Origin of the sequence: Collimonas antrihumi, assembly GCF_018304965.1 — a bacterium.
Lineage (GTDB): Bacteria > Pseudomonadota > Gammaproteobacteria > Burkholderiales > Burkholderiaceae_D > Collimonas > Collimonas antrihumi.
Window position 1 is genome coordinate 55,970 of the sequence record NZ_JAGQED010000015.1, and the last position, 23,980, is coordinate 79,949.

Below are 23,980 nucleotides of genomic sequence, written 5' to 3' on the forward strand. Positions count from 1 at the left end.
GCGAATCGGAATGGGAACTTGCTGAGCCAATACTCTTGGCATCCGAACCGGTGATTATACTGGTTCGGATGCCGCTTTAGCGTACGGTGCGCGTGGAGTCAGGCGATACTTGATGCCCGGCCGGAAAAACGGGCTGCTCAGGCGTCGTGGAATGTGCGGGAAAAGCCTGTCAGAGTGGCCTGGATGGCACGTTCTGTCAGATCAATGCGCTTGCGCGCTTCCGACCGCTTATGCGAGGGAATTTCTTGCAGGTTGGTAGTGGCAATGGCGTCGCACGACAGCTGATATTCACCGTCCGGTCGGCGGATGGCGCCAATTTCTTGCCAAAAATCATCATAATCGGCGAATACCTGGCCTGTGCGGATCTGATGGAACATGACGCGATTCTGATTTCCCACCAGGATCAGCTTCTTGCAGCCATAAGCACGGCCGATTTCCCTCACCAGCCGCAGCATCAGGCCTTTCGGCCGCAGACCGAACATGTCGCGGGTGGCATTGCGCACCCGTTCCTGGGAATCGCTGCCGCGCGGACCTTGCAGGCAACCTATGCCGATGCAAGGGGTCAGTTCGTTGCCATGGAAAGTGAAGGCGATCGAGAACAAGCGTTTTTGATCGCTGCACAGGTCGAGCGTCAGTTCACCCTCCCGGTCTAGCCTGTCAATTGCCGACAGCCGGAGTTCATAGGTAGTCCCCGACTTGCCGCTGAAGCTGCCCAGCAGCAGCGGAGCTTGCGTTGCGTGCAGGACCAGGGGTCCGAGACCTTGCCGGAAAACGAAGTCGTAGTGACTGACCAGGATATTCATGCGGTCCTGGCTGCGCAGGCGTAGCGACTGGTAGGGACGGTAGATTTTTTGCAACAACCTGGGCGTGGCTTGCGCCAGCCTGGCATGCATCGGCGTGGTATTCCAATAGGCCAGCCAGCGTTGCGTCTGTTGGTAATACAGCACCGTGCGGACGCTCAGTTTGAGCTGCTTGGCGAAATACGACAGGCCGCGCGGCGAATGCTTCAGGCACGTGTGCAGAGTAATCCGCGGCCGGCTGCTGCCGGTGCTGGAGTGGGGCACGGCTGGCCGCAGGTACAAAAGATGGGATATCTCCGACAGCAATGTCAGGTTTTGCAGGCGGCCGTTGAGAAGTCTGATGGCCTCATGGCTGATCAGTTTGCCGTACCTGGTGTTCATGGCCAGCATCATCGCCAGAGAGATCAGGCCGGCGCCGAAAAGATCTAGCGGATAGTGCATCCCAAGAAAGATCTTGGCCCAGCTTACGGCAACCGACAGTAATACAAGCAATACACCAACCCATTTGATCTTGATGGTTTTTGCCGTCCACAGCGTCAATCCTGTGGCGAGGATGATGGCAATCGTGACGTTAGGCGAAACACAGTGTGCGCTTTGGGCCTGGTACAGGTAATCGTTCCACGCGGTTGGCGCCAAGGCGCTCCAGAGTAGCGCAATGGCTTTGCTGGCCAATACCGCGGCAGCTGTCGTGACGATGGCTTTGAGAGAAAGGAGACGAGTGGTCCGGCTGCCGCTAATCCATAGGGCGGCAAGACTGGTCGGCACCAGATATACCCCCCATTCAGCGATCGCCAGCGCCAGCATGAACGGAATGCCGATAAACCCGGCAGGACCATTGAATGTCGACCACAACAGGTGATTGTAAGAGGACAGAGTCATGTGCTTGGGCGATTAAAAGGGGGATTGAAGCAGTGTGAAATCATGATCAAAATACAATCACTAGAGCCGATATTCGTTTGCTTACTTTGCGACATATAAAGATACAAATAAAAACAGGATGTTACATGCAAATTTGTGGGGGAATGTTATTTGATGAAATTATTAAATTGCCAAGTGGAAATATATGGTGCCGGGGCGATGCGCCGGACTGGCGGAGGGAGTCTGCGGGAGGATGGGGCAGATCGGGGGAAGGGACGAACCCGGTAAGGCCAGGCGGCCGCCGGGTTCGGAAAATTACTTTGGGGAGAGTAGTGTGTTGAGGGCCGGCCTCTGAATGCTACATGCAGTTTGCCGGTGGTCGCCGATACTCAGATATATTCAGATACTCAGATATTCAACGCAGACCCAACACGTCCTGCATGTCGTACAGGCCGCTGCTCTTGTCGCGCAAGAAACGCGCGGCGCGTAGGGCGCCTTGTGCGTAGGTAACGCGGCTAGAGGATTTGTGCGTGATCTCGACGCGTTCGCCGATGCCGGCAAACAGGACCGTATGGTCGCCGACGATATCGCCGCCGCGGATGGCGGCAAACCCGATCGAGGACGGATCGCGTTCCCCGGTGATGCCTTCGCGGGCATACACCGCGACGTCATCCAGCTTGCGCCCGAGTGCATCGGCGACGACCTCACCCATCATCAGCGCTGTGCCGGATGGCGCATCGACCTTATGACGATGATGGGCTTCGATGATTTCAATGTCGTAGCCGTGGGAAAAGCTCTTGGCCGCCATTTCCAGCAATTTCAGCGTGACATTGACGCCAACGCTCATGTTGGAGGCAAATACGATGGCGGTTTTTTTTGCCGCGGCGGCAATCGCCGCCTTGCCGGCTTCATCGAAACCGGTGGTGCCGATAATCATCTTGATGCCGTGGGCGGCACAGTAGTCCAGATGCTTCAGCGTGCCCTCCGGGCGCGTGAAGTCGATCAGGAAAGCTGCCTGCGCCAGGCCCTTGGCCAGATCCGATTCAATCAGGACGTTGGCCGGCTGGCCCAGGAATGCGGCGGCGTCGGTTCCCAATTCCGGCGTGTCCGGCATATCCAGCGCACCGGCAAGCTGCGCATCGTCGGCGTTTTGAATCGCCTCAACCAGCATGCGCCCCATGCGCCCCGATGCACCTGCAACGGCTATTTTCATCTGAGTCATTGTTTATTCGACGATCTGAACGATTGGTTAATTTTGATTACTTATAATTAGTTTTGCCTGGCGCCGGCGCGGCAGGCGCCGACGGTGCCAATTCGAGGTTCTTGAGGCTCCTCTTGGCTTCTGCTGCGCCGCCTGAGATCTTGTCCAGGTAGTCGTTTTCGGTAGGCAGGTTACCGCCATCGACACGTGCCAGCACGTTGCCGTTGAAGAAAACGCTGACGCGGCTGGTGGTGACTTCGCCATTGCCTTTTTGCAGGCGGAATACATAATCCCAGCGATCTTCATGGAACAGGTCGGTCACCAACGGCGTACCAAGTGCAAAACGCACTTGCTCGCGGGTCATGCCTTCTTTGACTTGTGCCAACATTTCTTTCGAAACAAAGTTTCCTTGCTGGATATCTATCCGATAAGGGGAAAAAATGCCCAGAAAGCGGCGATGCTTGATAGTTTGAACCCCGCTGGTGTCAGTAGCCGCGGTGTCCGCGGCGCCGCCGGGCTGGGCAGCGGGCTGCGCGGTGGACTGCGAGGTAGACTGCGAGGTAGACTGATCAATCAGCGGATTCTTTGAAGCGCAGCCGGCCAAAGCGGCCATGAAAACAACTGCAGCGGTCAAAGCGGAGGTACGGACAGGGGAGAGCAACATTCGCATAAGGATCTCAATTGATTGAGCAACTGTGCTAAAACGCTATATGATAAAGCAGATCATCCATTTGTGACCAAAACATGCCGAACAATCCATCCGAACTGAAAGCCAGCGGCCTCAAAGCCACCTTGCCACGCCTGAAAATCCTGGAAATTTTCCAGAACAGCGAGGTGCGTCACCTGAGCGCTGAAGACGTTTATAAAATTTTGCTGAACGACAATCTCGATGTCGGCCTGGCAACCGTGTATCGCGTACTGACGCAATTCGAGCAAGCCGGATTGTTGCAGCGCAACCACTTTGAAACCGGCAAGGCCGTGTTTGAACTCAACGAAGGCTCGCATCACGACCATCTGGTGTGCCTGGATTGTGGCCTGGTTGAAGAGTTTTACGACGAAGAAATTGAAAAACGTCAAAAAGTCGTTGCCAAGGAACATGGCTTTGAAATCGCCGATCATGCGCTGGCTTTGTACGGGCATTGCCGGAATTGCCGCAAGAAAAAAGGGGGACAGTAATTTAACGGTAGGGTGGGCACGCCTTTGTGCCCACGCGTGAATTTAACTCCACCAATTTCGGGATCACACGGGCCTGCACTCCGGTTATCGCGGTCACGCGTGGGCACAAAGGCGTGCCCACCCTACGAGCGTTTGCGAGGTTTGGGCGCCGGCTTTGCATTAGCCTTGCGCATAGCTGCCGCATAAGCAAGCCGCGCCCATGGCGTCATTGCAGCGGCGGCATCCATGGCGTCTTCAGGCGCCGACCAGTAACTTATTTCAATCGATCTCCCTCTGCTCTCGATGACGAAAGGCCTGCAACCGGCAGCCGCGAATTGCGGCCGGGTTTCCTCATCAGTCTTGAGAAACAGGGTGCCATCGGCAACCAGGCCGATCATCACACTATCGTAGTAAATGCCATAGCCGCCAAACATCCTGCGGGCGTTGACAGCGCCAAGCGGCGCCAGCAGCTCGCGGATATAGTCGATGATCGGATCGTCTCTGGACATGCTATCGGCAACTGTATTAGCAACAGCGTCAGCTGTGGCTCAACGCATTCGACAGCAATTTGGCGGTGATATTCACAATCGGAATCACCCGCTCATAGGCCATCCGGGTCGGGCCGATCACGCCCAGCGTGCCGACGATCTTGCCGTTGACTTCATACGGCGCGGTCACCACGCTCATTTCATCCATCGGCACCAGCTGCGATTCGCCGCCGATGAAAATCTGGACGCCGGTCGCCTTGCCGGAGATGTCGAGCAATTGCATCAAGTTGGTCTTTTGTTCGAACATGTCGAACAGTTTGCGCAAGGAATCCATATTGGACGAGAGATCGGTGACGCTGAGCAGGTTGCGCTCGCCCGAAATCACGACTTCGTCGCTATTGTCGGTCATGGCGTCGCTGCCGGCTTCCACCGCCGCCTGCATCAGCCAGGTCATGTCGTCGCGCAGCTTGCGCAACTCTCCTTGCAGGCGCATGCGGACGTCGTCCAGGCTGAGCCCGCCGTAATGCTGGTTGATGTAATTGGCGGCTTGCACCAGCTTGGCCGGGCTGTAGTCGACATCGGTCAGCAGCAGCCGGTTCTGGACGTCGCCGGTGGGGCTGACGATTACCAGCAGGATGCGTTTTTCCGAAAGCCGCAGGAATTCGATTTGCTGGAATATCGATTCGCGCCGTGGCGACAGCACTACCCCGGCAAAATGTGAGAGGGAAGACAATACCTGCGCCGCATTGGTAATGATCTTTTGTTGCGAATTTGGCTGCAGGCTTGCCTGCATTTTGGATTCCAGCGCGCTTTCGTCGATTGGTTCAACCGTCAGCAAGGTATCGACGAACATGCGGTAGCCGCGCGGTGTCGGCACCCGGCCGGCAGACGTGTGGGGACTGGCGACGAAGCCCATTTCTTCCAGATCCGCCATGATGTTGCGAATCGTCGCCGGCGACAGTTCCAGGCCGGAAATCTTGGACAGGGCACGCGAGCCAACCGGCTGGCCGTCGGCGATATACCTTTCGACCAGGGCTTTGAGCAGGGTTTGAGCGCGATTATCTAGTTGCATAGTGGTCTATTTTAGCGAGCGCCGCAGAAGTGTGGTGTTTTTCCAGCGGCTTATAAATGCACTTATACACTGTTTTTATCCGCTAATAGCAGTTTGTTCCAGCCATGCTTCCAGCTCGTGCAAGCTGGTGCAACTGGCTTGCGCGCTGACTCCGGCCGGTAATTCGCGGTCAAAGCGATTGATCCAGACCGCTTGCAAGCCGGCCTGCTGGGCGCCGACCACGTCCAGCAGGGGATCGTCGCCGGCATATACGGTTTCTTCCGGCGCCACATTCAAGGCTGCGCAAGCCGCATGGAAAATGCTCGGGTCGGGTTTGCCGCAGCCGAAGCTATGCGCTGCGATCGATGTCTGGAAATGCCGGGCCAGGCCGATTTTGTCAAGATCGGCGAAACCATTCGAGATCGTGCCCAGCAGCAGGTGTCGGCGTTGTTGCAGCCGGGCCAGTACCGGCTCGACGTCGTCGAATGGCGTCACGGCATGCCGCGCCTCGGAAAATACCGCCATCGCCGCATCCACTTTGCCGATGTCTTCGCCGACGCTGTCGAAGCTGGCGGTCAGCGCCGCGTGGCGCAACTTCCAAAGGTCGAATTTGAACACCGGGTTGCTAGCCACCAGATCCTGGCGTTGCTGACGCAGGCTTTCAATCGTGAATTGGCGGGTAACAGCAGGGGCATGCTCGCGCATCCAGTCGAACAGCAGTTGTTCGGCGCGTGCGATCACCGGCGCGATCGGCCACAGCGTATCGTCGAGATCGAACAGCACGGCCTTGATGGCAAGCGGTTTGCCGGGGCGGGATGGTGGGAAGATGGTTGAATTATTCATAATATTATTAGCAAACGCCATGTGCGTATCCTTCATTGCAAGCCTAAATTATGGTCTAATCGCCAGCATGCGGCCTATAAAATCATCTTCTCAACCCGGATCGTCCACCTCCATGCCGAAAACCATTGCTATAGTCGGCAAATATTTTGCGGTCGGCATTTCCGAATCGCTGACCGAAATCGTCGATTTTTTGCAAGATCGCGGTCATCACGTGGTGCTCGAAGCCGAGACTGCGCAGAATGTTGCGATGGCCGGCATTGCCGCCATGACCCCGGCCGAGATCGGCGAACAGGCTGACGCCGCGATTATCGTCGGCGGCGACGGCACCATGCTCGGGATTGCCCGCCAGCTGGCGCCGTATGATGTGCCTTTGATCGGCATCAACCAGGGGCGCCTCGGGTTTATCACCGATATTTCGCTGGAGCGGATGCTGCCGGTGCTGGGTGAAATGCTGGACGGGAATGTCGAATCGGAGCGCCGCAGCCTGTTGCAAGGGGCGGTCATGCGCGACGGCAAGCAAATCTTCAGCGCCCTGGCGTTCAACGATGTGGTGGTGTCGCGTGGCGCTGCTTCCGGCATGGCGGAACTGATGGTCGAGGTTGATGGCCGCTTCATGTACAACCAGCGTTCCGACGGCTTGATCGTGGCGACGCCGACCGGTTCCACCGCGTATGCCTTGTCGGCGGGCGGGCCTTTGTTGCATCCTTCGCTGGGCGGTATCGTGCTGGTGCCGATCGCGCCGCATGCGCTGTCGAACCGGCCTATCGTGATCCCGGACAGCAGTGAAATCGTAATTGAGATTGTGAACGGCCGCGACATGAGCGCCAATTTCGACATGCAATCGCTGGCCAGCCTGCAGCATGGCGACCGCATCCTGATACGGCGTTCCGAACACACCATCACCTTCCTGCACCCGGCCGGCTGGAGTTATTACGATACCTTGCGACAAAAGTTACACTGGAACGAATATCCGTCGGCGGAAGGGCAACTCAAGTAACGCATTTTTGTAAGTCGTTTGTGTGTCATTCGCAAGTCATTTTTCAACGCTATTTTTACATCTATCTTTAAGCCACTCCCACATTCCCATGTTGCGCACACTTTCCATACGCGATTTTGTCATCGTCGATGCCATCGAGCTTGAGTTCGCTGCCGGCTTTACCGTATTCACCGGCGAAACCGGCGCCGGCAAGTCTATTCTGATCGACGCCCTGGCTTTGGCGCTGGGTGGCCGCGGTGACGCCAGCGTGGTGCGCGAAGGCGCGGCCAAGGCCGATGTGACGGCGGAGTTCACGCTGGCCGGCGCGGCTGACGGAGCGGTTCCCGGAGATGTCAACAGCTGGCTGGAGCAAAACGAGTTCGCCAGTGAGGATGGCGTGATCCTGATGCGGCGCGTGATCGACAATGCCGGCCGCTCCAAAGCATTTATCAACGGCGTTGCGGCAACCGCATCGCAATTGCGCGAACTGGGCGAAATGCTGGTCGATATTCACGGCCAGCATGCGCACCAGTCGCTGTTGAAGAGCGAGGCGCAACGACTCTTGCTGGATGGTCAGGCCGGACTGCAGGATGATTTGCTGGCGCTTGCCGGCGCCTTCAAAAGCTGGCGTTCGCTGGCACGTCAACGCGAAGAGTTTGAGACCAATGCCAAGAATGTATTGCTGGAGCGCGAACGGCTGGAGTGGCAGGTTGGCGAGCTGGAAAAGCTGGCGGTCAAGCCTGGCGAATGGGATGAAATCACCAATGAGCACAGTCGCTTGTCGCATGCCGCCAGTTTGATCGAAGGCGCGCAGGAAGCGCTCAACGTGATTTCCGAAAACGATGCTAACGACACCCCGCCGATGCTGTCGCAGCTGTCTACATTGAATCAGAAAATCGGCAAGCTGGTCGATGTCGACAGCAGCCTCAAGCCGGTGCTGGAAGCGCTGGAGCCGGCTCGAATCCAGTTGCAGGAAGCGGTCTATGCGCTGAACGATTATTTGAGTCGGGTCGAGCTTGATCCGGCGCGTCTGCATCAGGTTGAAGACCGGATGGAGGCGATTCATTCGGCCGGTCGTAAATTCCGGCTGGCGCCGGATGAACTGCCGCAGGAACTGGAGACATTGTCGGCGCAACTGCGCCAACTGGCGGATGCCAGCGATCTCGACGCCATGCGGGCGCAAGAAGAAAAGCTGAAAGCCGCGTATCTGGCGCTGGCGCAAAAAATGTCGAAAGCGCGCGCCAAGGCGGCCCAGGCGCTGGGGTCGGCAGTCACCGCCGCGATGCAGGATTTAAGCATGAGCGGCGGCCGTTTCGCGATTGCTTTGAATCCCTGCGAAGCGGCCAGTTATGGCGTCGAGCAAGTCGAGTTCCTGGTTGCCGGCCATGCCGGCGTGGCGCCGCGGCCGTTGGCTAAAGTGGCTTCCGGCGGTGAACTGGCACGGATCGCGCTGGCAATTTCAGTGATTACCTCCAGCGCCACCGCGACCCCGACCCTGATATTCGATGAGGTCGACAGCGGCATCGGCGGCGGCGTGGCGGAAGTGGTCGGGCGTTTGTTGAAACGCCTGGGCCAGGATCGCCAGGTATTGTGCGTGACCCATTTGCCGCAGGTTGCCAGCCAGGCCAATCAGCATTTCCAGGTCAGCAAACAAAGCCTGGGCAACAAGACGGTGTCGGCGATTGACGGCCTCGATGCCAAGAACCGGATTGAAGAAATCGCCCGCATGCTGGGTGGCCTGGAGATCACCGCGACTACGCGCAAGCATGCGCGCGAATTATTGGCGCTCTAACTACTTGCACTCTAAATCAGCTCTTATTTTTCGGGTTTCCCCGCATGGCATTTCGTAAAGAACCTCCGTTCACGCATGGCAAGACCGGTAAAACCGCAGTGCTGCTGGTCAATCTGGGTACGCCGGATGCACCGACTACCAAAGCAGTGCGCTCTTATCTGAAGCAATTCCTGTCCGATCCCCGGGTAGTGGAAATTCCGGGGGCGATCTGGTGGTGGATTTTGCATTGCGTGATTCTGCCGTTCCGTTCCAGCAAGTCGGCCCAGAAATACGCCTCTATCTGGAGCAATGAAGGTTCACCGCTCAAAGTCCACACCGGCAAGCAGGCGATCTTGTTGCGCGGTTACCTGGGCCAGCGCGGGCATCAGGTGCAAGTGGCTTATGCCATGCGCTACGGCTCGCCGGCGATACCGGAAGTGCTGGACCAGTTGAAGGCAGACGGTTGCGACCGGATCCTGGTCTTGCCGGCATATCCGCAATATTCGGCCACCACCACGGCGTCGATTTATGACGCGGTATTTGCGCATTATGCGCAGGTGCGCAACGTTCCCGAATTACGTTTCATCAAGCATTATCACGATCACGAAGGGTATATCCAGGCGTTGAAAGAATCGGTGCTGGCTTACTGGGCCATGCACGGCACGCCCGACAAGCTGATCATGAGTTTTCATGGCGTGCCTAAGCGTACTTTATTGCTGGGCGACCCCTATCATTGCGAATGTCAAAAAACCGCGCGCTTGCTAGCGCAGGAGCTGGGCCTGGGGCCTGAACAATATCAACTGACTTTCCAGTCGCGCTTTGGCAAGGCGGAATGGCTGCAGCCATATACCGCGCCGACTTTGCAGAAACTGGCAAAACAAGGTATCGGCCGTGTCGATGTGATGTGTCCGGGTTTCACCAGCGATTGCCTGGAAACGCTGGAGGAAATCGCGATAGAGGCGAAACAGGATTTCCTCAAGGCGGGTGGCAAGGAATTTCATTTCATCGCTTGCCTGAACCAGGCGCCGGCATGGATTTCAGCCATGGCTAGTGTGGCAGAGGAGAATCTGATCGGCTGGCCTACGCATCTTACAGAGAGCGAACGGGAAGAGTCGAAACAACAGGCTGAAGCGTCGCGGCAGCAAGCTGTGCGTCTGGGCGCAAGCCAATAGCTTCTGGTTTGCTATAGAAATTTTGAGTGTATGTGCGCCGCTCCGGCAAGGCGCAATTATAATGAGCGCCCGGTGTCGGGTGCGCATGAACGATTGTTGCTCATCTTGCAATTGGCAAGTGCTGAATCAATTAGCTAAAGTCAATACAATGCGACCAGTTGCGAATAACTGATCCAGCTTGCTGCCAGCAAAATATAAACGACCAGAAATGCGGATATTAACGGTAGTTTCACGATATTCCCCTTTTTTTCGTTGCTACGGGTTAATTTTTCTCTTTGAGTCCACACCTTCAGCATAGTTCCAATGTCGCGTTGCAGCAAACCCTTGGCAGGTAAATTTTGTTTCAATTTGTTGCCGGGCGTTGATGCTGCCGCGATCCTTTATTCATTGGAATCGGGCCGAAGCTCAAGACAAAATCGGGTGCGCGTTTTTATCCCCTGATTTAACCCTTGAAAAAATAAGGGTATAGCCTCATTTGGCTTTCTATACTTAGTAAGTTATTGATTGTTGGAGATTTTTGAATGGAACACATGGAAAATCAGAACGACCAGGCGCAAACGGAAAAAAATCCTGTTGCCGAAGATGCAACGGTAATTCCTGAATCGGCGCTGGAAGTCCAGTTGTCGGAAGCGCAAGCCAAGATCGCCGAGATGCAAGATGCTTTCTTGCGCGCCAAGGCAGAAGCAGAAAACATTCGCCGCCGCGCTCAAGAAGATATTGCACGTGCACATAAATTTGCGATTGAGGGATTTGCCGAAGCGCTGGTGCCGGTCAAGGACAACCTCGAAATGGCGCTGAAGATTGAAACGCCGTCGCTTGAGTCGCTCAAGGAAGGCGTGGAAATGACGCTCAAGCAGCTGTCTTCAGCTTTCGAAAGAAATCGTTTGCTGGAAATCTCGCCGCAAGTTGGTGAAAAGCTCGATCCGATGAAACACCAGGCAATTTCAACCGTGCCGGCAGAGCAAGACGCCAATACCGTGGTGACTGTACTGCAAAAGGGATACACCATTGCCGACCGTCTGTTGCGGCCCGCACTGGTCGTGGTGGCCCAAGGAAAATAAAAAACATGTGCGCATTTTAGTGCTTGAAAGCGCTGCTTTGCTCCCTATATTCAGACCATCAAAAACATTAATCAGATTTCAGTAAAGGACATACACCATGGGTAAAATTATCGGCATTGATTTGGGGACCACCAATTCTTGCGTTTCGGTTATCGAAAACGGTCAACCGAAAGTGATCGAAAACTCGGAAGGCGCACGTACTACGCCTTCCATCATCGCTTATCAAGAAGATGGCGAAATCCTGGTTGGCGCTCCTGCCAAGCGCCAGGCTGTCACCAACCCGACCAATACGCTGTACGCAACCAAGCGTCTGATTGGCCGTAAGTTCGACGAAAAAGAAGTACAAAAAGACATCGCGCTGATGCCTTACAAGATCATCAAAGCCGACAACGGCGATGCATGGGTTGCCGTACGCGATCAAAAACTGGCGCCGCCGCAAATCGCCGCGGAAGTGCTGCGCAAGATGAAGAAGACAGCAGAAGACTACCTCGGCGAAGAAGTCACCGAAGCCGTGATCACCGTGCCGGCTTACTTTAACGACGCACAACGCCAGGCAACCAAGGACGCCGGCCGTATCGCTGGCCTGGACGTCAAGCGCATCATCAACGAGCCGACAGCGGCTGCGCTGGCATTCGGCCTGGACAAGGCAGAAAAAGGCGATCGCAAGATTGCCGTGTATGACCTGGGCGGCGGTACTTTCGACGTTTCGATCATTGAAATCGCCGATGTCGATGGCGAAAAGCAATTTGAAGTGCTGTCCACTAACGGCGACACGTTCCTCGGCGGCGAAGACTTCGACCAACGCATCATCGATTACATCCTGGACGAGTTCAAGAAGATCAACGGTATCGACCTCGGCAAGGACGCGATTGCGCTGCAACGCATCAAGGCATCGGCTGAGCGCGCCAAGATCGAATTGTCATCCTCGCAACAGACCGAAATCAACGAACCGTACATCGCCATGGCGAACGGCGCACCGATCCATCTGAACCTGAAGATGACCCGCGCCAAGCTGGAGTCGCTGGTGGAAGAGCTGATTGCCAAGACCATCGAGCCTTGCCGCATTGCGATCAAGGATGCCGGCGTCAAGGTTTCCGACATTCACGACATTATTCTGGTCGGCGGCATGACCCGTATGCCTAAGGTGCAGGAAAAAGTGAAGGAATTCTTCGGCAAGGATCCACGCAAGGACGTTAATCCGGATGAAGCGGTTGCTGTTGGCGCTGCGATCCAGGGTTCGGTCTTGTCGGGCGACCGCAAGGACTTGCTGCTGCTGGACGTGACACCGTTGTCCCTGGGTATTGAAACCATGGGCGGCGTGATGACCAAGATGATTCAAAAGAACACCACTATCCCGACCAAGTTCAGCCAGGTGTTCTCGACAGCCGACGACAACCAGCCGGCCGTCACCATCAAGGTTTTCCAAGGTGAGCGTGAGATGGCTGCCGGTAACAAGGGCCTGGGCGAATTCAATCTGGAAGGCATCCCGCCGGCAGCGCGCGGCACACCGCAGATCGAAGTCACCTTCGACATCGACGCCAACGGTATTTTGCACGTGGGCGCCAAGGACAAAGCAACCGGCAAGGAAAACAAGATCACGATCAAGGCTAATTCCGGCTTGACCGAAGAAGAAATCCAGAAGATGGTGCGCGACGCCGAGGCGAATGCCGAAGAAGACAAGCGCCTGAAGGGTTTGGCCGAAGCGCATAACCAAGGCGATGCATTGGTCCATTCGACCAAGAAATCCCTGACGGAATACGGCGACAAACTGGAAGCCGGCGAGAAGGCAAGCATCGAAGCTGCGATCAAGGAACTGGAAGAAGCATTGAAGGGCAGCGACAAGGCCGCCATCGATAACAAGACAGCCGCCCTGACCACTGCCGCGCAAAAGCTCGGTGAAAAGATGTATGCCGACATGCAGGCGCAGCAAGCTGCAGCAGGCGGCGCTGAAGCCGGCGCTGCCGGTGCAGAAGCCAAGCCGAAAGAGGACGACGTAGTTGACGCCGACTTCAAGGAAGTGAAAGACAAGTAAGATCTTCGTCAGCGCGGGTTTGCCAATATTCAATCTGCAATTTGAATCGGCAAACCAGTGCGAGGAATCGCCGGGCAGATGCTATCGCAGCACTGTTCGGCGTTTTCGCTTAGATATTGGGACTCCGAATTGTTCCCGCTGCATCTCGGCGACCCCGTCATTCCCGCGCACGCGGGAATCCATGGTCAGTAGCTTGGATCCTCGCGTGCGCGGGGATGACGGAGTTTTAGAAGCACCAGAAGGATATACAAGATGGCGAAGCGTGATTTTTACGAAATACTGGGTGTTGCAAAAAATGCTTCTGATGATGAAATCAAGAAGGCATATCGCAAACTCGCAATGAAACATCATCCGGACCGTAATCCGGATAGCAAAGGTGCGGAAGACAAATTCAAAGAGGCGAAAGAAGCCTACGAGATGCTGACCGATCCGCAAAAGCGCGAAGCCTATGATCGCTATGGTCATGCAGGCGTCGACCCTAACATGGGTGGCGGCGGTGGCGGTGGCGGCGGTTTCGCCGATGCATTTGGCGATATCTTCGGCGATATTTTCGGCGGCGGCGGTGGCCGCGGCGGTCGTGGCGCCGGCCCGCAGGTGTATCGCGGCGCCGATTTGCGCTACAACCTCGAAATCACGCTGGAGCAAGCGGCACACGGCTTCGACACCACTATCCGCGTGCCTAGCTGGGATGAGTGCGAACCCTGCCACGGCAGCGGCGCCAAGCCCGGCACGGAACCGATCACTTGCCCGACTTGCGGCGGCCACGGCCAGGTCAGGATGCAGCAAGGCTTTTTCAGCATCCAGCAGACTTGCCCGAAATGTCACGGCAACGGCAAGATCATTCCTGAGCCATGTACAGCCTGCGCCGGCGCCGGCCGTATCAAGCGCAACAAGACACTGGAAGTGAAGATCCCGGCCGGCATCGACGACGGCATGCGGATCCGCTCTTCCGGCAACGGCGAGCCAGGCATGAACGGCGGGCCGACCGGTGACCTGTATGTGGAAATCCACATCAAGCCGCACGCGGTATTCCAACGTGAAGGCGACGATCTCCATTGCGAAATGCCGATCTCGTTTGCCAAAGCTGCTTTGGGCGGTGAAATCGAAGTGCCGACATTGAACGGTAAAGCTTCCTTCACGATTCCTGACGGCACCCAGTCCGGCAAGACCTTCCGTCTGCGCAGCAAGGGTATCAAGGGCGTACGCTCGGGTTATGCCGGCGATCTATTCTGCCACGTCGTGGTGGAAACGCCGGTCAAGCTGAGCGACAGGCAGAAGGAATTGCTGCAGGAGTTCGAGCAACTGACCAGCGAAGGTGGCGCCAAACACAGCCCGCAGAGCAAATCCTGGAAAGACAAGGTAAAAGAGTTTTTCGAGTAAGTGCTCGCTCTGAACCTGATGAAAGCCGCCAACCGTGCAAGGTTGGCGGCTTTTTTTTTCATTTTGCTTTCTTTGCCTTGGTTGCGTTTGTTGCTTTAGCTGATGTTCCGGCGATGATTAACAAATTCCTTATTGCATAATTTTGTTCTGCTCTCTATTCTGTATAGTGCAATAATAAAACGATCGTTCTTTTATTTGCGATCAGCACACACCCACCATATACAAACCATAGGGGGAGACATGAAAGTAATTGCTCGTTTGAAGCGTGCAGGGGCTTGTGCCTGCGTATTGTCCGCGCTGGTGTTGGCACAGGGCGCATTTGCGCTGGATGTAGCCGGCGTCAAGATCGACGAAACAGCCAAAGTCGCTAACCAGGACTTGAAGCTCAACGGCGCCGGGATCCGCTATAAAGTCATCTTCAAGGTCTATACCGCCGCATTATATTTATCCGAGAAGAAAACCACCGTGCCGGACGTGCTGGCTGCGCCTGGGCCACGGCGTATCGAGCTGGTCATGTTGCGCGATGTCAGCAGCGAAGACTTCAGTCGCGCGTTCATGGCAGGCATCCAAAACAATGTGGATAAGGCGGACAAATCGAAGATCATCAATCAGTTGCTGAAATTTGGCGAACTGTTTGCTTCTATTCCAGAGCTGAAAAAGGGCGATGTTTTGACGACGGACTGGATTCCAGGGGTTGGCACGCAGATTCACTTCAACGGCAAGCCGGTGTCCGAGACCTTACCCGATCAGATTTTCTATAACTCTTTACTGAAAATCTGGCTGGGAGAAAGGCCGGCCGACAGCAAATTGAAACTCACTTTGTTAGGTCAGCCGGGATAGGTAAGGCTGAAGGGAATAGCGACTATCGGCCAAAAAGTGGATAAAAGCCGATGGGATTTGCCAACTTTCTATAAAATAAGGCCTAGGAGGTCGTGCATGCATTGTAAAAACAACATGCAGACGGAACTTTATTGAATAGAAAACATGACAGCAAACAACAAGCAATCCCTGACCCGAGAAGACCTTTTCCAGAGAAACCGCGAATGGGCAGCGGGAATGATCGCTCGCGATCCGGATTTTTTTAAAGTACTGGCGTCGCAGCAGGCGCCAGAGTATTTCTGGATCGGGTGTTCCGACAGCAGGGTGCCGGCAAATGAATTGTTGGGCTTGCTGCCGGGCGAGTTATTCGTTCACCGCAATATTGCCAACGTGGTCGCGCATAGCGATCTGAATTGTTTGTCGGTATTGCAGTTTGCGGTGGATGTACTGAAGGTAAAACACGTATTCGTGGTTGGTCATTACGGCTGCTCCGGCGTGCATGCGGCGCTGACCAAGCGCCGCGTGGGACTGGCCGACAACTGGCTGCGCCACGTCGAGGATGTGCAGCAAAAGCATGAGCGCTACCTCGGGGAAGCGTTGCCGGAAAGCCTGCGTCATGACCGTCTGTGCGAGCTCAATTCCATGGAGCAGGTCGCCAATATCTGCCGCACCACGATCGTCCAGGATGCCTGGGAGCGCGGCCAGCCCCTGACCATTCATAGCTGGGTGTATAGCGTGCGGGACGGCTTGTTACGGGATCTGGAAGTCACCGTCAGCTGCATGTCCGATCTGGACAAGGGCATGGCGGAAAGTCTGAAGCGCTACAAAGACTAAAATCTTTGCTACGATCATTAAACAAAAAAGACGACCAATTTACCGGTCGTCTTTTTTTATTCCACGTTACGGAGGAGGTCAGGCAGCCGTAGGGTGGGCACGAATGCCCACGCGTGACCGCGATAACCGGAGTTCAGGCCGCAATCAAACCACAATAGTCTGCGCCTCGCCCTCAGCACGCGCGCGAATCTCACCGATCCGGTTGACGGTTTCCCCGGCAGCTTGCAATTGCGCGATCGCAGCGTCGGCGTTTTCCTTGGCGACGATGACAGTCATGCCGATACCGCAGTTGAAGACCCGATGCATTTCGGCGTCGGCTACCTGGCCGTGCTGTTGCAGCCACGTGAACAGCGGTGGCATGGTCCAGCTGGTGCTGTCCAATACCGCAGTCAGGTTGTCTTGCAGCACGCGTGGAATGTTTTCCACCAGGCCGCCGCCGGTAATATGCACCATGCCCTTGACCTCCATGGATTCCATCAGCGCCAGCAACGGCTTGACGTAGATGCGGGTAGGCTCCATCAGCACGTCGGCCAGCTTGCGGCCGTGGAAATCGGCATCCAGGTCAGGCTTGGCAACTTCAATGATCTTGCGCACCAGTGAATAACCGTTGGAATGCGCGCCAGACGATGCCAGGCCCAGCACCACGTCGCCCGGTACGATCTTGGTGCCATCGATCAGTTTGGATTTTTCAACCGCACCGACCGCGAAGCCGGCCAGATCGTATTCGCCGTCCGGATACATGCTTGGCATTTCAGCGGTTTCGCCGCCGATCAAAGCGCAGCCTGCCAGCTCGCAACCTTTGGCGATGCCCTTGATGACGTCGGTGGCGCTCGGTACATCGAGTTTGCCGCAAGCGAAGTAATCGAGGAAAAACAAAGGCTCGGCGCCTTGCACCAGGATGTCGTTGACGCTCATTGCCACCAGGTCGATACCGACTGTGTCGTGGCGTTTCAGGTGGAATGCCAGCTTCAGCTTGGTGCCGACGCCGTCGGTGCCGGACACCAGTACCGGTTCCTTGAATTTCTTGCTGATCTCGAACAAGGCGCCAAAACCGCCGATGCCGCCCATCACGCCTTCACGCATGGTGCGTTTGGCGAAAGGCTTGATTGCCTCGACCAGGGCGTCGCCAGCGTCGATATCGACACCGGCATCACGATAAGAGAGAGGAACGTTGGAAACGTTTGAAGTGGAAGTCATGATGTGATTGGCGGCAGAGGCGGTAAAATAGGAGAAATTCGGCCACGCATCTGACAGGTAACACTAAATTCATTGCTGATTCAGCGTTGTCTATCAGATCAGATAACCGGCCAAAAACAGCCAAACAAGCCGTAAAACAGCGGGAAATACAGCTTTTCCCGGGGTTTTGTCTTGTTTTTTAGCTTATCAATCGCTTGGTTTCGGCCAGGTTATTGCGCGGTAAAAGCGGTATTTTATCAAACCGATCCATCAAACTTTCGATTCCATGCCATTTTCTTTTACCGACGAACAAAAACAAACGGCTTTGTGGCTAGGAATTGGGCTACTACTTGTGGCATTAATGGTCGCGTTGGGGCCGATCCTGACGCCTTTCATCGCCTCCGCCATCCTCGCCTACGCGCTTAATCCCGGGGTCGACTGGCTTTCACGCAGGCGCATCGGCAAATATCCCTTTCCGCGTGCGCTGGCGGTGCTGGTCGTGATACTGCTGCTGGTATTCGCGATTCTGGCTGTGATCCTGATCGTGATTCCGGTGTTGCGCAAGGAATTCCCCCTATTGCAAGACCAGATTCCGAACTTCCTCAACAAGCTGGATGGTTTCATCGGCCCGCATTTGCAGGATTTCGGCATCAATGTGCGCCTGGATGGCACCGGCATCAAAGAAATGCTGACCAAGCAACTGTCTACCAGCGGCGATGAAATCTGGACTTCGGTACTAGCCTCGGTCAAGGTTGGCGGCACCGCCGTACTGGGCTGGCTGGCGACAATCCTGCTGGTGCCGGTGGTACTGTTTTACCTGCTGCAGGACTGGCATTCGATCGTCGAGCGCGCGAGCCGGCTGGTGCCGCGCCGCTGGCAAGGCAAGACCGGCAACATGACGCAAGAGGTGGATAGCCTGCTGGCGCAGTATTTACGTGGCCAATTGCTGGTAATGTTGGTTCTGGCGATTTATTATTCGACCGGGCTGGCAATCGCCGGGTTTGATGTGGCGTTGCCGGTTGGCATTATTACCGGTTTGCTGGTATTCATCCCCTATGTCGGTTTCGGCCTGGGACTGGCGCTGGCGTTGATCGCCGCGATGCTGCAGTTCAGTGGCTGGCATGGATTGATTGCAGTTGCCATCGTGTATGGCATCGGCCAGGTACTCGAAAGTTTTATCCTGACGCCGCGTCTGGTAGGCGAGCGCATCGGCCTGCATCCGCTGGTCGTGATTTTTGCGTTGATGGCCTTTGGCCAGCTATTCGGCTTCGTCGGGATACTGCTGGCGCTGCCATGTTCAGCGATCATGTCGGTAGTGGTCAAACATGTCCGCGCGCACTACCTGAAAAGTAGTTTTTATAATACATAAGTAATCGTAATAGTGAAGAAACAAGAATGAGGCAGCTAACGCTGGACATTACTGCGGATGAGCCGCAGACCCTGGCCACTTTCGTGGTCGGGCAGAATCAAGAAGCCTTACAGTTCTTGCAGCGTCTGGTCGCGCCTTCGACAAAATCCCTCACCGCACCGGGCGACCGTTTTGTGTACCTTTGGGGCCAGGCCGGCGCCGGCAAAAGCCATGTGCTGCAGGCACTGGCCAGCAGCACCAAGGCACGCTTGATCCACGGCCCCAACGACGACGCCGAGGCGTTCAATTTCTCGCCGGATGTACCCGGCTACCTGATTGACGACTGCGATAAATTATCGGCGGACGACCAGATCGAAGCTTTTAACCTGTTCAACCAGATTCGCGAGCATGGCGGCTGGCTGGTCACCAGCGGCGAGCTGCCGCCGTCCGAGCTGAGCGTGCGCGAAGATCTGCGGACCCGCCTCGGCTGGGGCCTGATTTATCAGTTGCACGGTTTGAGCGATCAAGAAAAAATCGCCGCACTGACGCATGCGGCGCAAGCGCGCGGCCTGCATTTGTCGAGCGGCGTGTTACCCTATCTCATTACGCATTTCCGGCGCGATATGCGGTCTTTATCGGCCATGCTGGACGAGCTGGACCGCTATTCGCTGGAGACCCAGCGCCCCATAACGCTGCCTTTGCTACGCAGCTTGTTGCAACTCGAATCCGAAGATAAACAATCACCATGAACCTGGCTCTATTTGACCTTGACCATACGCTGCTGCCCGTCGACTCCGATTATGAATGGGGGCAGTTCCTGGTACGCATCGGCGCGGTAGATCCGAACGCCTTTGAAAAGAGCAACGCAGAGTGGTTTGCCCAGTACCAGGCCGGCACGCTGGATCCGGTCAAATACCTGGAGTTCGCGTTCGGCACGCTGGCGAAATTTCCGCGCAAGCAGCTCGATGCCTGGCATGCGCAATTCATGAAGCAAGTGATCGAGCCGCAAATTACCCCGGCGGCGCGCGCCTTGCTGCAAAAGCATCAGGATGCCGGCGACCTGGTGGCAATAGTAACGGCGACCAACAGCTTCGTGACCGAGCCGATCGCCAAGGCGCTGGGGGTCGATTTCCTGATCGCCTCGGACCCGGAAACCACCGGCGACGGCGAGATTACCGGCAAGCTGGCGGATACGCCGACTTACGGCCCCGGCAAAGTCACCCATACCCATGCCTGGCTGGCCACCATGGACATGACGCTGGCCAGCTTCCCGCGCAGTTATTTCTATAGCGATTCGCACAACGACCTGCCGTTGATGCTGCTGGTCACCGACCCTGTTGCCACCAACCCCAACGCCCTGTTGAAAGCGCATGCAAGTGCACACGGCTGGCCTATCCTGAATTTATTCGACGCGCAATGATCAAGAAGCTGATTCGCTCCATCCTTGGGAAAAAGAAAAAAGATCCCACCCAACCGTTGATACTCGGCCCGAAACAGCACGGCATCGATCCGAAACTGGTTTCCTCCAATGCGATCCGTGTCACCAAGACACTGCAGGATGCCGGCTACAAAGCCTTCATCGTCGGCGGTGCGGTACGCGATCTGTTGCTGGGTGTGAAACCGAAGGATTTCGACGTCGCCACCAACGCCACGCCGGAACAGGTCAAACGTTTGTTCCGGCGCGCGTTCATCATCGGCAAGCGGTTCCAGATCGTGCATGTGATGTTTGGTCAGGATCTGCTCGAAGTCACCACTTTCCGCGGCGCTTCATCCGACGGCTCGCCGAAAGACGAGCACGGCCGTGTCTTGCGCGACAATACTTTCGGCGAGCAGCACGAAGATGCGGTGCGGCGCGATTTCACGATCAACGCGATGTACTACGACCCGGCCACCGAGAGTGTGCTCGATTACCACGGCGGCATCGACGATATCCGCGCCAAGACCTTGCGCATCATCGGCGATCCGGAAGCCCGCTTCCGGGAAGACCCGGTGCGCATGCTGCGTATCGTGCGTTTCGCCGCCAAGCTGCAATTTACGATCGATCCGGCCACCCGGGCGCCGATACCGGTGATGGCGGCGCTGATCGATAACGTTCCGGCGGCGCGGGTATTCGATGAAATGCTGAAGCTGTTGATGAGCGGCCATGCGCTGGCTTGCCTGCAGCAATTGCGCAAGGAAGGCCTGCATCACGGTTTGCTGCCTTTACTCGATGTAGTGCTGGAGCAGCCGCTAGGCGAGAAATTCGTGACGCTGGCGCTAGCCAATACAGACATCCGCGTGCAACAAGGCAAGCCGGTTTCTCCCGGTTTCCTGTTCGCCTCCTTGCTGTGGCATCAGGTGCTGGAAAAGTGGACTGCCTATAAGGCGGCCGGTGAATTCCCGATCCCGGCGCTGCATCTGGCCGCCGACGATGTCCTGGAAGCGCAAACCGAGAAGCTGGCCTTGCAACGCAAGATCGCCTCTGACATGCGTGACATATGGGCCATGCAGCCGCGCTTTGAACGTCGGACCGGCAAGGCGCCCTACAAGCTGCTGGAACATCTGCGTTTGCGGGCCGGTTACGATTTCCTGTTGTTGCGCTGCGCCTCGGGCGAGATCGATAGCGAAATCGGCGAGTGGTGGACCGCTTTCATGGAGGGCGACGGCGCTGAACGTGAAGTGCTGCTGGCGCAAAAGCCGAAAGTGGCGGCTGAAGCTGCGCCGGCTAAAAAGCGTCCGCGCCGACGTGGCTCGCGCAGTGGCGCCAAGACCGCCGCTCCAGGCGGCCGCAGCAATGACGAGCAGGGCGGTCAATGACAGCGAGGGTTTCTGCTGCCTCGTCTGCTACGCCTTCTTCTACGGAACTGGTCACGGCGTACATTGGCATCGGCGCTAATCTGGGCGATGCCAGCGCCCAGGTCCAGCGCGCCATCCTGCAGCTGGGCAAGCTGCCCGACACCAGCCTGGACGCACAATCCAGTCTGTTTTGCACAGCGCCGCTGGACGCCGGCGGCGACGATTACATCAACGCCGTGGCGCGCGTCAAAACCAGCCTGAGTGCGCATGCCTTGCTGCAGGGATTGCAGCAGATTGAACAGGATTTCGGTCGCCAGCGCCCTTATCCGAATGCTCCGCGCACGCTGGATCTGGATCTGCTGCTCTATGGCCAGTCGACCATCGCGGACGCAGTGCTGACGGTACCGCACCCGCGCATGACACAACGTGCCTTCGTCCTGATTCCGCTATTGCAGCTGGATCCCTTCATCGTCATTCCCAAGCACGGTCCGGCACATCAGTTTGCCCCGCTGGTCGCGGATCAGGCCATCCGTAAAATATAAGAATCTGCATGGTCGCCTGCCGGATGCGTCAGCTTCTGGCACACTGTCCTATTGAGGCATGCAGGACTCCGCACTTGGATGTGAATTTAAACAGATGAATTTAGACAGATGAATTTAGATAGCTACAAGTACATCGTCGTAGAAGGCCCGATCGGGGTCGGCAAGACCACGCTGGTGAACAAGATCGCCATGCACCTGGGCGGCAAAGTATTGCTGGAGCAACCGCAAGCCAATCCTTTTCTGGAAAAATTCTACCGGGACGCCCCGCGTTATGCGCTGTCGACACAAATGTTCTTCCTGTTCCAGCGCCTCAACCAGCTGCGCGAATCGGCGCAGAATGACTTGTTCGACAGTCCCAGCCATCTGGTTGCCGATTTCATGTTGGCCAAGGATCCGATTTTCGCCAGCCTGACGCTGGCCGATGAAGAGCTCAAGCTGTACCAGCAAATGTACGAACATCTGCGGCCGCAGGTGGCGACGCCCGACCTGGTGATTTACCTGCAAGCCGAGCCGGAAACCTTGGGAGAGCGCATCAAAAAGCGTGGCATCGAGATGGAAGCCGCAATCTCGCAAGAATACCTGGCGCGCCTGTGCGAAAGCTATAGCCGCTTTTTCTATCACTACGACGATGCACCGCTGCTGATCGTCAACAACGAACATCTGGACCTGGCCGGCAACGAAGCCGATTTCAGCTTATTGCTGGCACGCATCGACGGCATGCGCGGCAAGCGTGAATTTTTCAATCGTGGAGAATGACAATGGCAGGATATATACAAGGCACCGACCCAGCTAGCGATCCGGCAGCGAAATCACATACCCGCAGCAAACCGATCACCATTCCAGCCCTGCAAGCCTTGCGCGAAAAGGGTGAAAAAATCACCATGCTGACTTGCTACGATGCCAGCTTTGCCGCCTTGATGGATCGCTGCGGCGTTGAAACCTTGCTGATCGGCGATTCGCTCGGCATGGTTTGCCAGGGCCACAACTCGACCTTGCCGGTAACCATACAAGACATCGTGTATCACACCGCCAGCGTGGCGCGCGGCAACCGTACCGCGCTGGTGCTGTCCGACCTGCCGTTCGGCACTTACGCTACACCGGAAAGTGCGTTCGAGAACGCGGTGCCGGTGATCCAGGCTGGCGCGCAAATGGTCAAGATCGAAGGCGGCGCCTGGCTGGCGCCCACCGTGTGTTTCCTCACTGAACGTGCGATTCCGGTCTGTTGCCATCTCGGCCTGACGCCGCAATCGGTGCATCAGATGGGGGGCTACAAGGTACAAGGCAAATCGACCGCGGCAGCCGAACAGTTGAAAGCCGACGCTCTGGCGTTACAGGAAGCGGGCGCCAGTTTGCTGGTGCTGGAGGCGATTCCGGCAGCGCTGGGCAAGGAAGTCAGCGATCTGTTGCGTATTCCGACCATCGGCATTGGCGCCGGCCCGGACTGCTCTGGCCAGGTACTGGTGATGCACGATCTGATGGGCGTTTTCCCCGGCCACAAAGCGCGCTTCGTGAAAAACTTCATGGAAGGCCAGACCAGCATCGATGCGGCCGTGCTGGCGTATGTCGGCGCGGTAAAGGACAAGTCGTTTCCGGCGCCTGAGCATTGCTTCTGAGTTTTTTATTCGTAGGGTGGGTACGCCTTTGTGCCCACTCTGCGTCCTTCCTATTTTTACCGTTGTTTATCGGTGATCCGCGAAG

At 56.4% G+C, this 23,980-nt stretch carries 24 protein-coding genes; 16 read left to right on the forward strand and 8 right to left on the reverse strand.

Going from position 1 to position 23,980, the window contains the following annotated elements:
- Positions 1–137 precede the first annotated feature (137 nt).
- The 3 genes from KHU29_RS13885 to KHU29_RS13895 all read right to left on the reverse strand — a co-directional run bounded on the left by KHU29_RS13885 (position 138) and on the right by KHU29_RS13895 (position 3,523).
- Complete coding sequence (locus KHU29_RS13885) at positions 138–1,679, reverse strand: DUF535 family protein (RefSeq protein WP_211453380.1); 1,542 nt, start codon at positions 1,677–1,679, stop codon at positions 138–140.
- A gap of 394 nt (positions 1,680–2,073) precedes the next feature.
- Positions 2,074–2,880, reverse strand: coding sequence for a 4-hydroxy-tetrahydrodipicolinate reductase (gene dapB, locus KHU29_RS13890; protein WP_211453381.1), 807 nt, complete (start codon positions 2,878–2,880; stop codon positions 2,074–2,076).
- A gap of 37 nt (positions 2,881–2,917) precedes the next feature.
- Positions 2,918–3,523 (reverse strand): outer membrane protein assembly factor BamE, encoded by a 606-nt coding sequence (locus tag KHU29_RS13895; protein ID WP_425514476.1) that lies wholly within the window; start codon positions 3,521–3,523, stop codon positions 2,918–2,920.
- 80 nt (positions 3,524–3,603) lie between these two features.
- Between KHU29_RS13895 and fur the strand changes: the two genes are divergently transcribed.
- Complete coding sequence (gene fur / locus KHU29_RS13900; RefSeq protein WP_211453383.1) at positions 3,604–4,035, forward strand: ferric iron uptake transcriptional regulator; 432 nt, start codon at positions 3,604–3,606, stop codon at positions 4,033–4,035.
- 122 nt (positions 4,036–4,157) lie between these two features.
- Here the strand turns inward: fur and KHU29_RS13905 are convergent, their stop codons facing one another.
- The 3 genes from KHU29_RS13905 to KHU29_RS13915 all read right to left on the reverse strand — a co-directional run bounded on the left by KHU29_RS13905 (position 4,158) and on the right by KHU29_RS13915 (position 6,396).
- Positions 4,158–4,523 carry a TfoX/Sxy family protein gene (locus KHU29_RS13905; RefSeq protein ID WP_211453384.1) on the reverse strand — a complete coding sequence of 122 codons (366 nt, stop codon included), beginning with the start codon at positions 4,521–4,523 and terminating at the stop codon, positions 4,158–4,160.
- Between the two features lie 28 nt (positions 4,524–4,551).
- Positions 4,552–5,574 (reverse strand): heat-inducible transcriptional repressor HrcA, encoded by a 1,023-nt coding sequence (gene hrcA / locus KHU29_RS13910; RefSeq protein ID WP_211453385.1) that lies wholly within the window; start codon positions 5,572–5,574, stop codon positions 4,552–4,554.
- Between the two features lie 75 nt (positions 5,575–5,649).
- A complete protein-coding gene (locus tag KHU29_RS13915; protein ID WP_246542019.1) occupies positions 5,650–6,396 on the reverse strand; it encodes an HAD family hydrolase in 747 nt (248 codons plus the stop codon).
- A 67-nt stretch (positions 6,397–6,463) separates the two neighbouring features.
- Here KHU29_RS13915 and KHU29_RS13920 point away from each other — a divergent pair, with 67 nt between their 5' ends.
- The 3 genes from KHU29_RS13920 to hemH all read left to right on the forward strand — a co-directional run bounded on the left by KHU29_RS13920 (position 6,464) and on the right by hemH (position 10,315).
- Positions 6,464–7,393: an NAD kinase gene (locus KHU29_RS13920; protein ID WP_211453387.1), complete on the forward strand. Its 930-nt coding sequence runs from the start codon at positions 6,464–6,466 to the stop codon at positions 7,391–7,393.
- Positions 7,394–7,481: 88 nt separating this feature from the next.
- Positions 7,482–9,164 carry a DNA repair protein RecN gene (gene recN, locus KHU29_RS13925; protein WP_211453388.1) on the forward strand — a complete coding sequence of 561 codons (1,683 nt, stop codon included), beginning with the start codon at positions 7,482–7,484 and terminating at the stop codon, positions 9,162–9,164.
- Positions 9,165–9,208: 44 nt separating this feature from the next.
- Positions 9,209–10,315, forward strand: a complete 1,107-nt coding sequence (hemH, locus tag KHU29_RS13930; RefSeq protein ID WP_211453389.1) for a ferrochelatase — start codon at positions 9,209–9,211, stop codon at positions 10,313–10,315.
- A gap of 140 nt (positions 10,316–10,455) precedes the next feature.
- Here the strand turns inward: hemH and KHU29_RS13935 are convergent, their stop codons facing one another.
- Entirely contained in the window at positions 10,456–10,662 is a 207-nt protein-coding gene (locus KHU29_RS13935; protein WP_211453390.1) for a hypothetical protein, read from the reverse strand.
- A gap of 174 nt (positions 10,663–10,836) precedes the next feature.
- Here KHU29_RS13935 and grpE point away from each other — a divergent pair, with 174 nt between their 5' ends.
- The 5 genes from grpE (at position 10,837) to can (ending at position 16,441) form a co-directional block, all read left to right on the forward strand.
- Positions 10,837–11,376 carry a nucleotide exchange factor GrpE gene (grpE, locus tag KHU29_RS13940; RefSeq protein WP_211453391.1) on the forward strand — a complete coding sequence of 180 codons (540 nt, stop codon included), beginning with the start codon at positions 10,837–10,839 and terminating at the stop codon, positions 11,374–11,376.
- A 97-nt stretch (positions 11,377–11,473) separates the two neighbouring features.
- Positions 11,474–13,408 (forward strand): molecular chaperone DnaK, encoded by a 1,935-nt coding sequence (gene dnaK / locus KHU29_RS13945; RefSeq protein WP_092355323.1) that lies wholly within the window; start codon positions 11,474–11,476, stop codon positions 13,406–13,408.
- A 252-nt stretch (positions 13,409–13,660) separates the two neighbouring features.
- On the forward strand, positions 13,661–14,788 hold the full coding sequence (gene dnaJ, locus KHU29_RS13950; protein ID WP_211453392.1) for a molecular chaperone DnaJ: 1,128 nt from the start codon (positions 13,661–13,663) through the stop codon (positions 14,786–14,788).
- A 240-nt stretch (positions 14,789–15,028) separates the two neighbouring features.
- The gene (locus tag KHU29_RS13955; RefSeq protein ID WP_246542022.1) at positions 15,029–15,628 is read left to right on the forward strand and encodes a chalcone isomerase family protein; all 600 of its coding nucleotides are present in this window, start codon (positions 15,029–15,031) and stop codon (positions 15,626–15,628) included.
- Positions 15,629–15,772: 144 nt separating this feature from the next.
- Positions 15,773–16,441 carry a carbonate dehydratase gene (gene can / locus KHU29_RS13960; protein ID WP_211453394.1) on the forward strand — a complete coding sequence of 223 codons (669 nt, stop codon included), beginning with the start codon at positions 15,773–15,775 and terminating at the stop codon, positions 16,439–16,441.
- A gap of 144 nt (positions 16,442–16,585) precedes the next feature.
- Here the strand turns inward: can and purM are convergent, their stop codons facing one another.
- Positions 16,586–17,638 carry a phosphoribosylformylglycinamidine cyclo-ligase gene (gene purM, locus KHU29_RS13965; RefSeq protein WP_211453395.1) on the reverse strand — a complete coding sequence of 351 codons (1,053 nt, stop codon included), beginning with the start codon at positions 17,636–17,638 and terminating at the stop codon, positions 16,586–16,588.
- A 265-nt stretch (positions 17,639–17,903) separates the two neighbouring features.
- Between purM and KHU29_RS13970 the strand changes: the two genes are divergently transcribed.
- From KHU29_RS13970 to panB, 7 genes are all read left to right on the forward strand, one after another.
- A complete protein-coding gene (locus KHU29_RS13970; RefSeq protein WP_211453396.1) occupies positions 17,904–18,986 on the forward strand; it encodes an AI-2E family transporter in 1,083 nt (360 codons plus the stop codon).
- Positions 18,987–19,012: 26 nt separating this feature from the next.
- Complete coding sequence (hda, locus tag KHU29_RS13975) at positions 19,013–19,714, forward strand: DnaA regulatory inactivator Hda (protein WP_211453397.1); 702 nt, start codon at positions 19,013–19,015, stop codon at positions 19,712–19,714.
- Entirely contained in the window at positions 19,711–20,385 is a 675-nt protein-coding gene (locus KHU29_RS13980) for a histidinol-phosphatase (protein ID WP_211453398.1), read from the forward strand. The genes hda and KHU29_RS13980 overlap by 4 nt, the downstream gene beginning before the upstream one ends.
- Positions 20,382–21,761 (forward strand): polynucleotide adenylyltransferase PcnB, encoded by a 1,380-nt coding sequence (gene pcnB, locus KHU29_RS13985; RefSeq protein WP_211453399.1) that lies wholly within the window; start codon positions 20,382–20,384, stop codon positions 21,759–21,761. The genes KHU29_RS13980 and pcnB overlap by 4 nt, the downstream gene beginning before the upstream one ends.
- Positions 21,758–22,282 carry a 2-amino-4-hydroxy-6-hydroxymethyldihydropteridine diphosphokinase gene (gene folK, locus KHU29_RS13990; RefSeq protein WP_211453400.1) on the forward strand — a complete coding sequence of 175 codons (525 nt, stop codon included), beginning with the start codon at positions 21,758–21,760 and terminating at the stop codon, positions 22,280–22,282. Before pcnB ends, folK begins: the two co-directional genes overlap by 4 nt.
- A gap of 108 nt (positions 22,283–22,390) precedes the next feature.
- Entirely contained in the window at positions 22,391–23,038 is a 648-nt protein-coding gene (locus KHU29_RS13995) for a deoxynucleoside kinase (RefSeq protein WP_211453401.1), read from the forward strand.
- A 2-nt stretch (positions 23,039–23,040) separates the two neighbouring features.
- On the forward strand, positions 23,041–23,895 hold the full coding sequence (gene panB / locus KHU29_RS14000; RefSeq protein ID WP_211453402.1) for a 3-methyl-2-oxobutanoate hydroxymethyltransferase: 855 nt from the start codon (positions 23,041–23,043) through the stop codon (positions 23,893–23,895).
- The last annotated feature ends 85 nt before the right edge of the window (positions 23,896–23,980 follow it).

What these genes read in the sequence shown, in the direction of transcription:
- KHU29_RS13885 (WP_211453380.1), bottom strand. Translation starts at nt 1,679, where the DNA reads ATGACTCTGTCCTCTTACAATCACCTGTTGTGGTCGACATTCAATGGT.
- dapB (WP_211453381.1), bottom strand. Translation starts at nt 2,880, where the DNA reads ATGACTCAGATGAAAATAGCCGTTGCAGGTGCATCGGGGCGCATGGGG.
- KHU29_RS13895 (WP_425514476.1), bottom strand. Translation starts at nt 3,523, where the DNA reads ATGTTGCTCTCCCCTGTCCGTACCTCCGCTTTGACCGCTGCAGTTGTT.
- fur (WP_211453383.1), top strand. Translation starts at nt 3,604, where the DNA reads ATGCCGAACAATCCATCCGAACTGAAAGCCAGCGGCCTCAAAGCCACC.
- KHU29_RS13905 (WP_211453384.1), bottom strand. Translation starts at nt 4,523, where the DNA reads ATGTCCAGAGACGATCCGATCATCGACTATATCCGCGAGCTGCTGGCG.
- hrcA (WP_211453385.1), bottom strand. Translation starts at nt 5,574, where the DNA reads ATGCAACTAGATAATCGCGCTCAAACCCTGCTCAAAGCCCTGGTCGAA.
- KHU29_RS13915 (WP_246542019.1), bottom strand. Translation starts at nt 6,396, where the DNA reads ATGAATAATTCAACCATCTTCCCACCATCCCGCCCCGGCAAACCGCTT.
- KHU29_RS13920 (WP_211453387.1), top strand. Translation starts at nt 6,464, where the DNA reads ATGCGGCCTATAAAATCATCTTCTCAACCCGGATCGTCCACCTCCATG.
- recN (WP_211453388.1), top strand. Translation starts at nt 7,482, where the DNA reads ATGTTGCGCACACTTTCCATACGCGATTTTGTCATCGTCGATGCCATC.
- hemH (WP_211453389.1), top strand. Translation starts at nt 9,209, where the DNA reads ATGGCATTTCGTAAAGAACCTCCGTTCACGCATGGCAAGACCGGTAAA.
- grpE (WP_211453391.1), top strand. Translation starts at nt 10,837, where the DNA reads ATGGAACACATGGAAAATCAGAACGACCAGGCGCAAACGGAAAAAAAT.
- dnaK (WP_092355323.1), top strand. Translation starts at nt 11,474, where the DNA reads ATGGGTAAAATTATCGGCATTGATTTGGGGACCACCAATTCTTGCGTT.
- dnaJ (WP_211453392.1), top strand. Translation starts at nt 13,661, where the DNA reads ATGGCGAAGCGTGATTTTTACGAAATACTGGGTGTTGCAAAAAATGCT.
- KHU29_RS13955 (WP_246542022.1), top strand. Translation starts at nt 15,029, where the DNA reads ATGAAAGTAATTGCTCGTTTGAAGCGTGCAGGGGCTTGTGCCTGCGTA.
- can (WP_211453394.1), top strand. Translation starts at nt 15,773, where the DNA reads ATGACAGCAAACAACAAGCAATCCCTGACCCGAGAAGACCTTTTCCAG.
- purM (WP_211453395.1), bottom strand. Translation starts at nt 17,638, where the DNA reads ATGACTTCCACTTCAAACGTTTCCAACGTTCCTCTCTCTTATCGTGAT.
- KHU29_RS13970 (WP_211453396.1), top strand. Translation starts at nt 17,904, where the DNA reads ATGCCATTTTCTTTTACCGACGAACAAAAACAAACGGCTTTGTGGCTA.
- hda (WP_211453397.1), top strand. Translation starts at nt 19,013, where the DNA reads ATGAGGCAGCTAACGCTGGACATTACTGCGGATGAGCCGCAGACCCTG.
- KHU29_RS13980 (WP_211453398.1), top strand. Translation starts at nt 19,711, where the DNA reads ATGAACCTGGCTCTATTTGACCTTGACCATACGCTGCTGCCCGTCGAC.
- pcnB (WP_211453399.1), top strand. Translation starts at nt 20,382, where the DNA reads ATGATCAAGAAGCTGATTCGCTCCATCCTTGGGAAAAAGAAAAAAGAT.
- folK (WP_211453400.1), top strand. Translation starts at nt 21,758, where the DNA reads ATGACAGCGAGGGTTTCTGCTGCCTCGTCTGCTACGCCTTCTTCTACG.
- KHU29_RS13995 (WP_211453401.1), top strand. Translation starts at nt 22,391, where the DNA reads ATGAATTTAGATAGCTACAAGTACATCGTCGTAGAAGGCCCGATCGGG.
- panB (WP_211453402.1), top strand. Translation starts at nt 23,041, where the DNA reads ATGGCAGGATATATACAAGGCACCGACCCAGCTAGCGATCCGGCAGCG.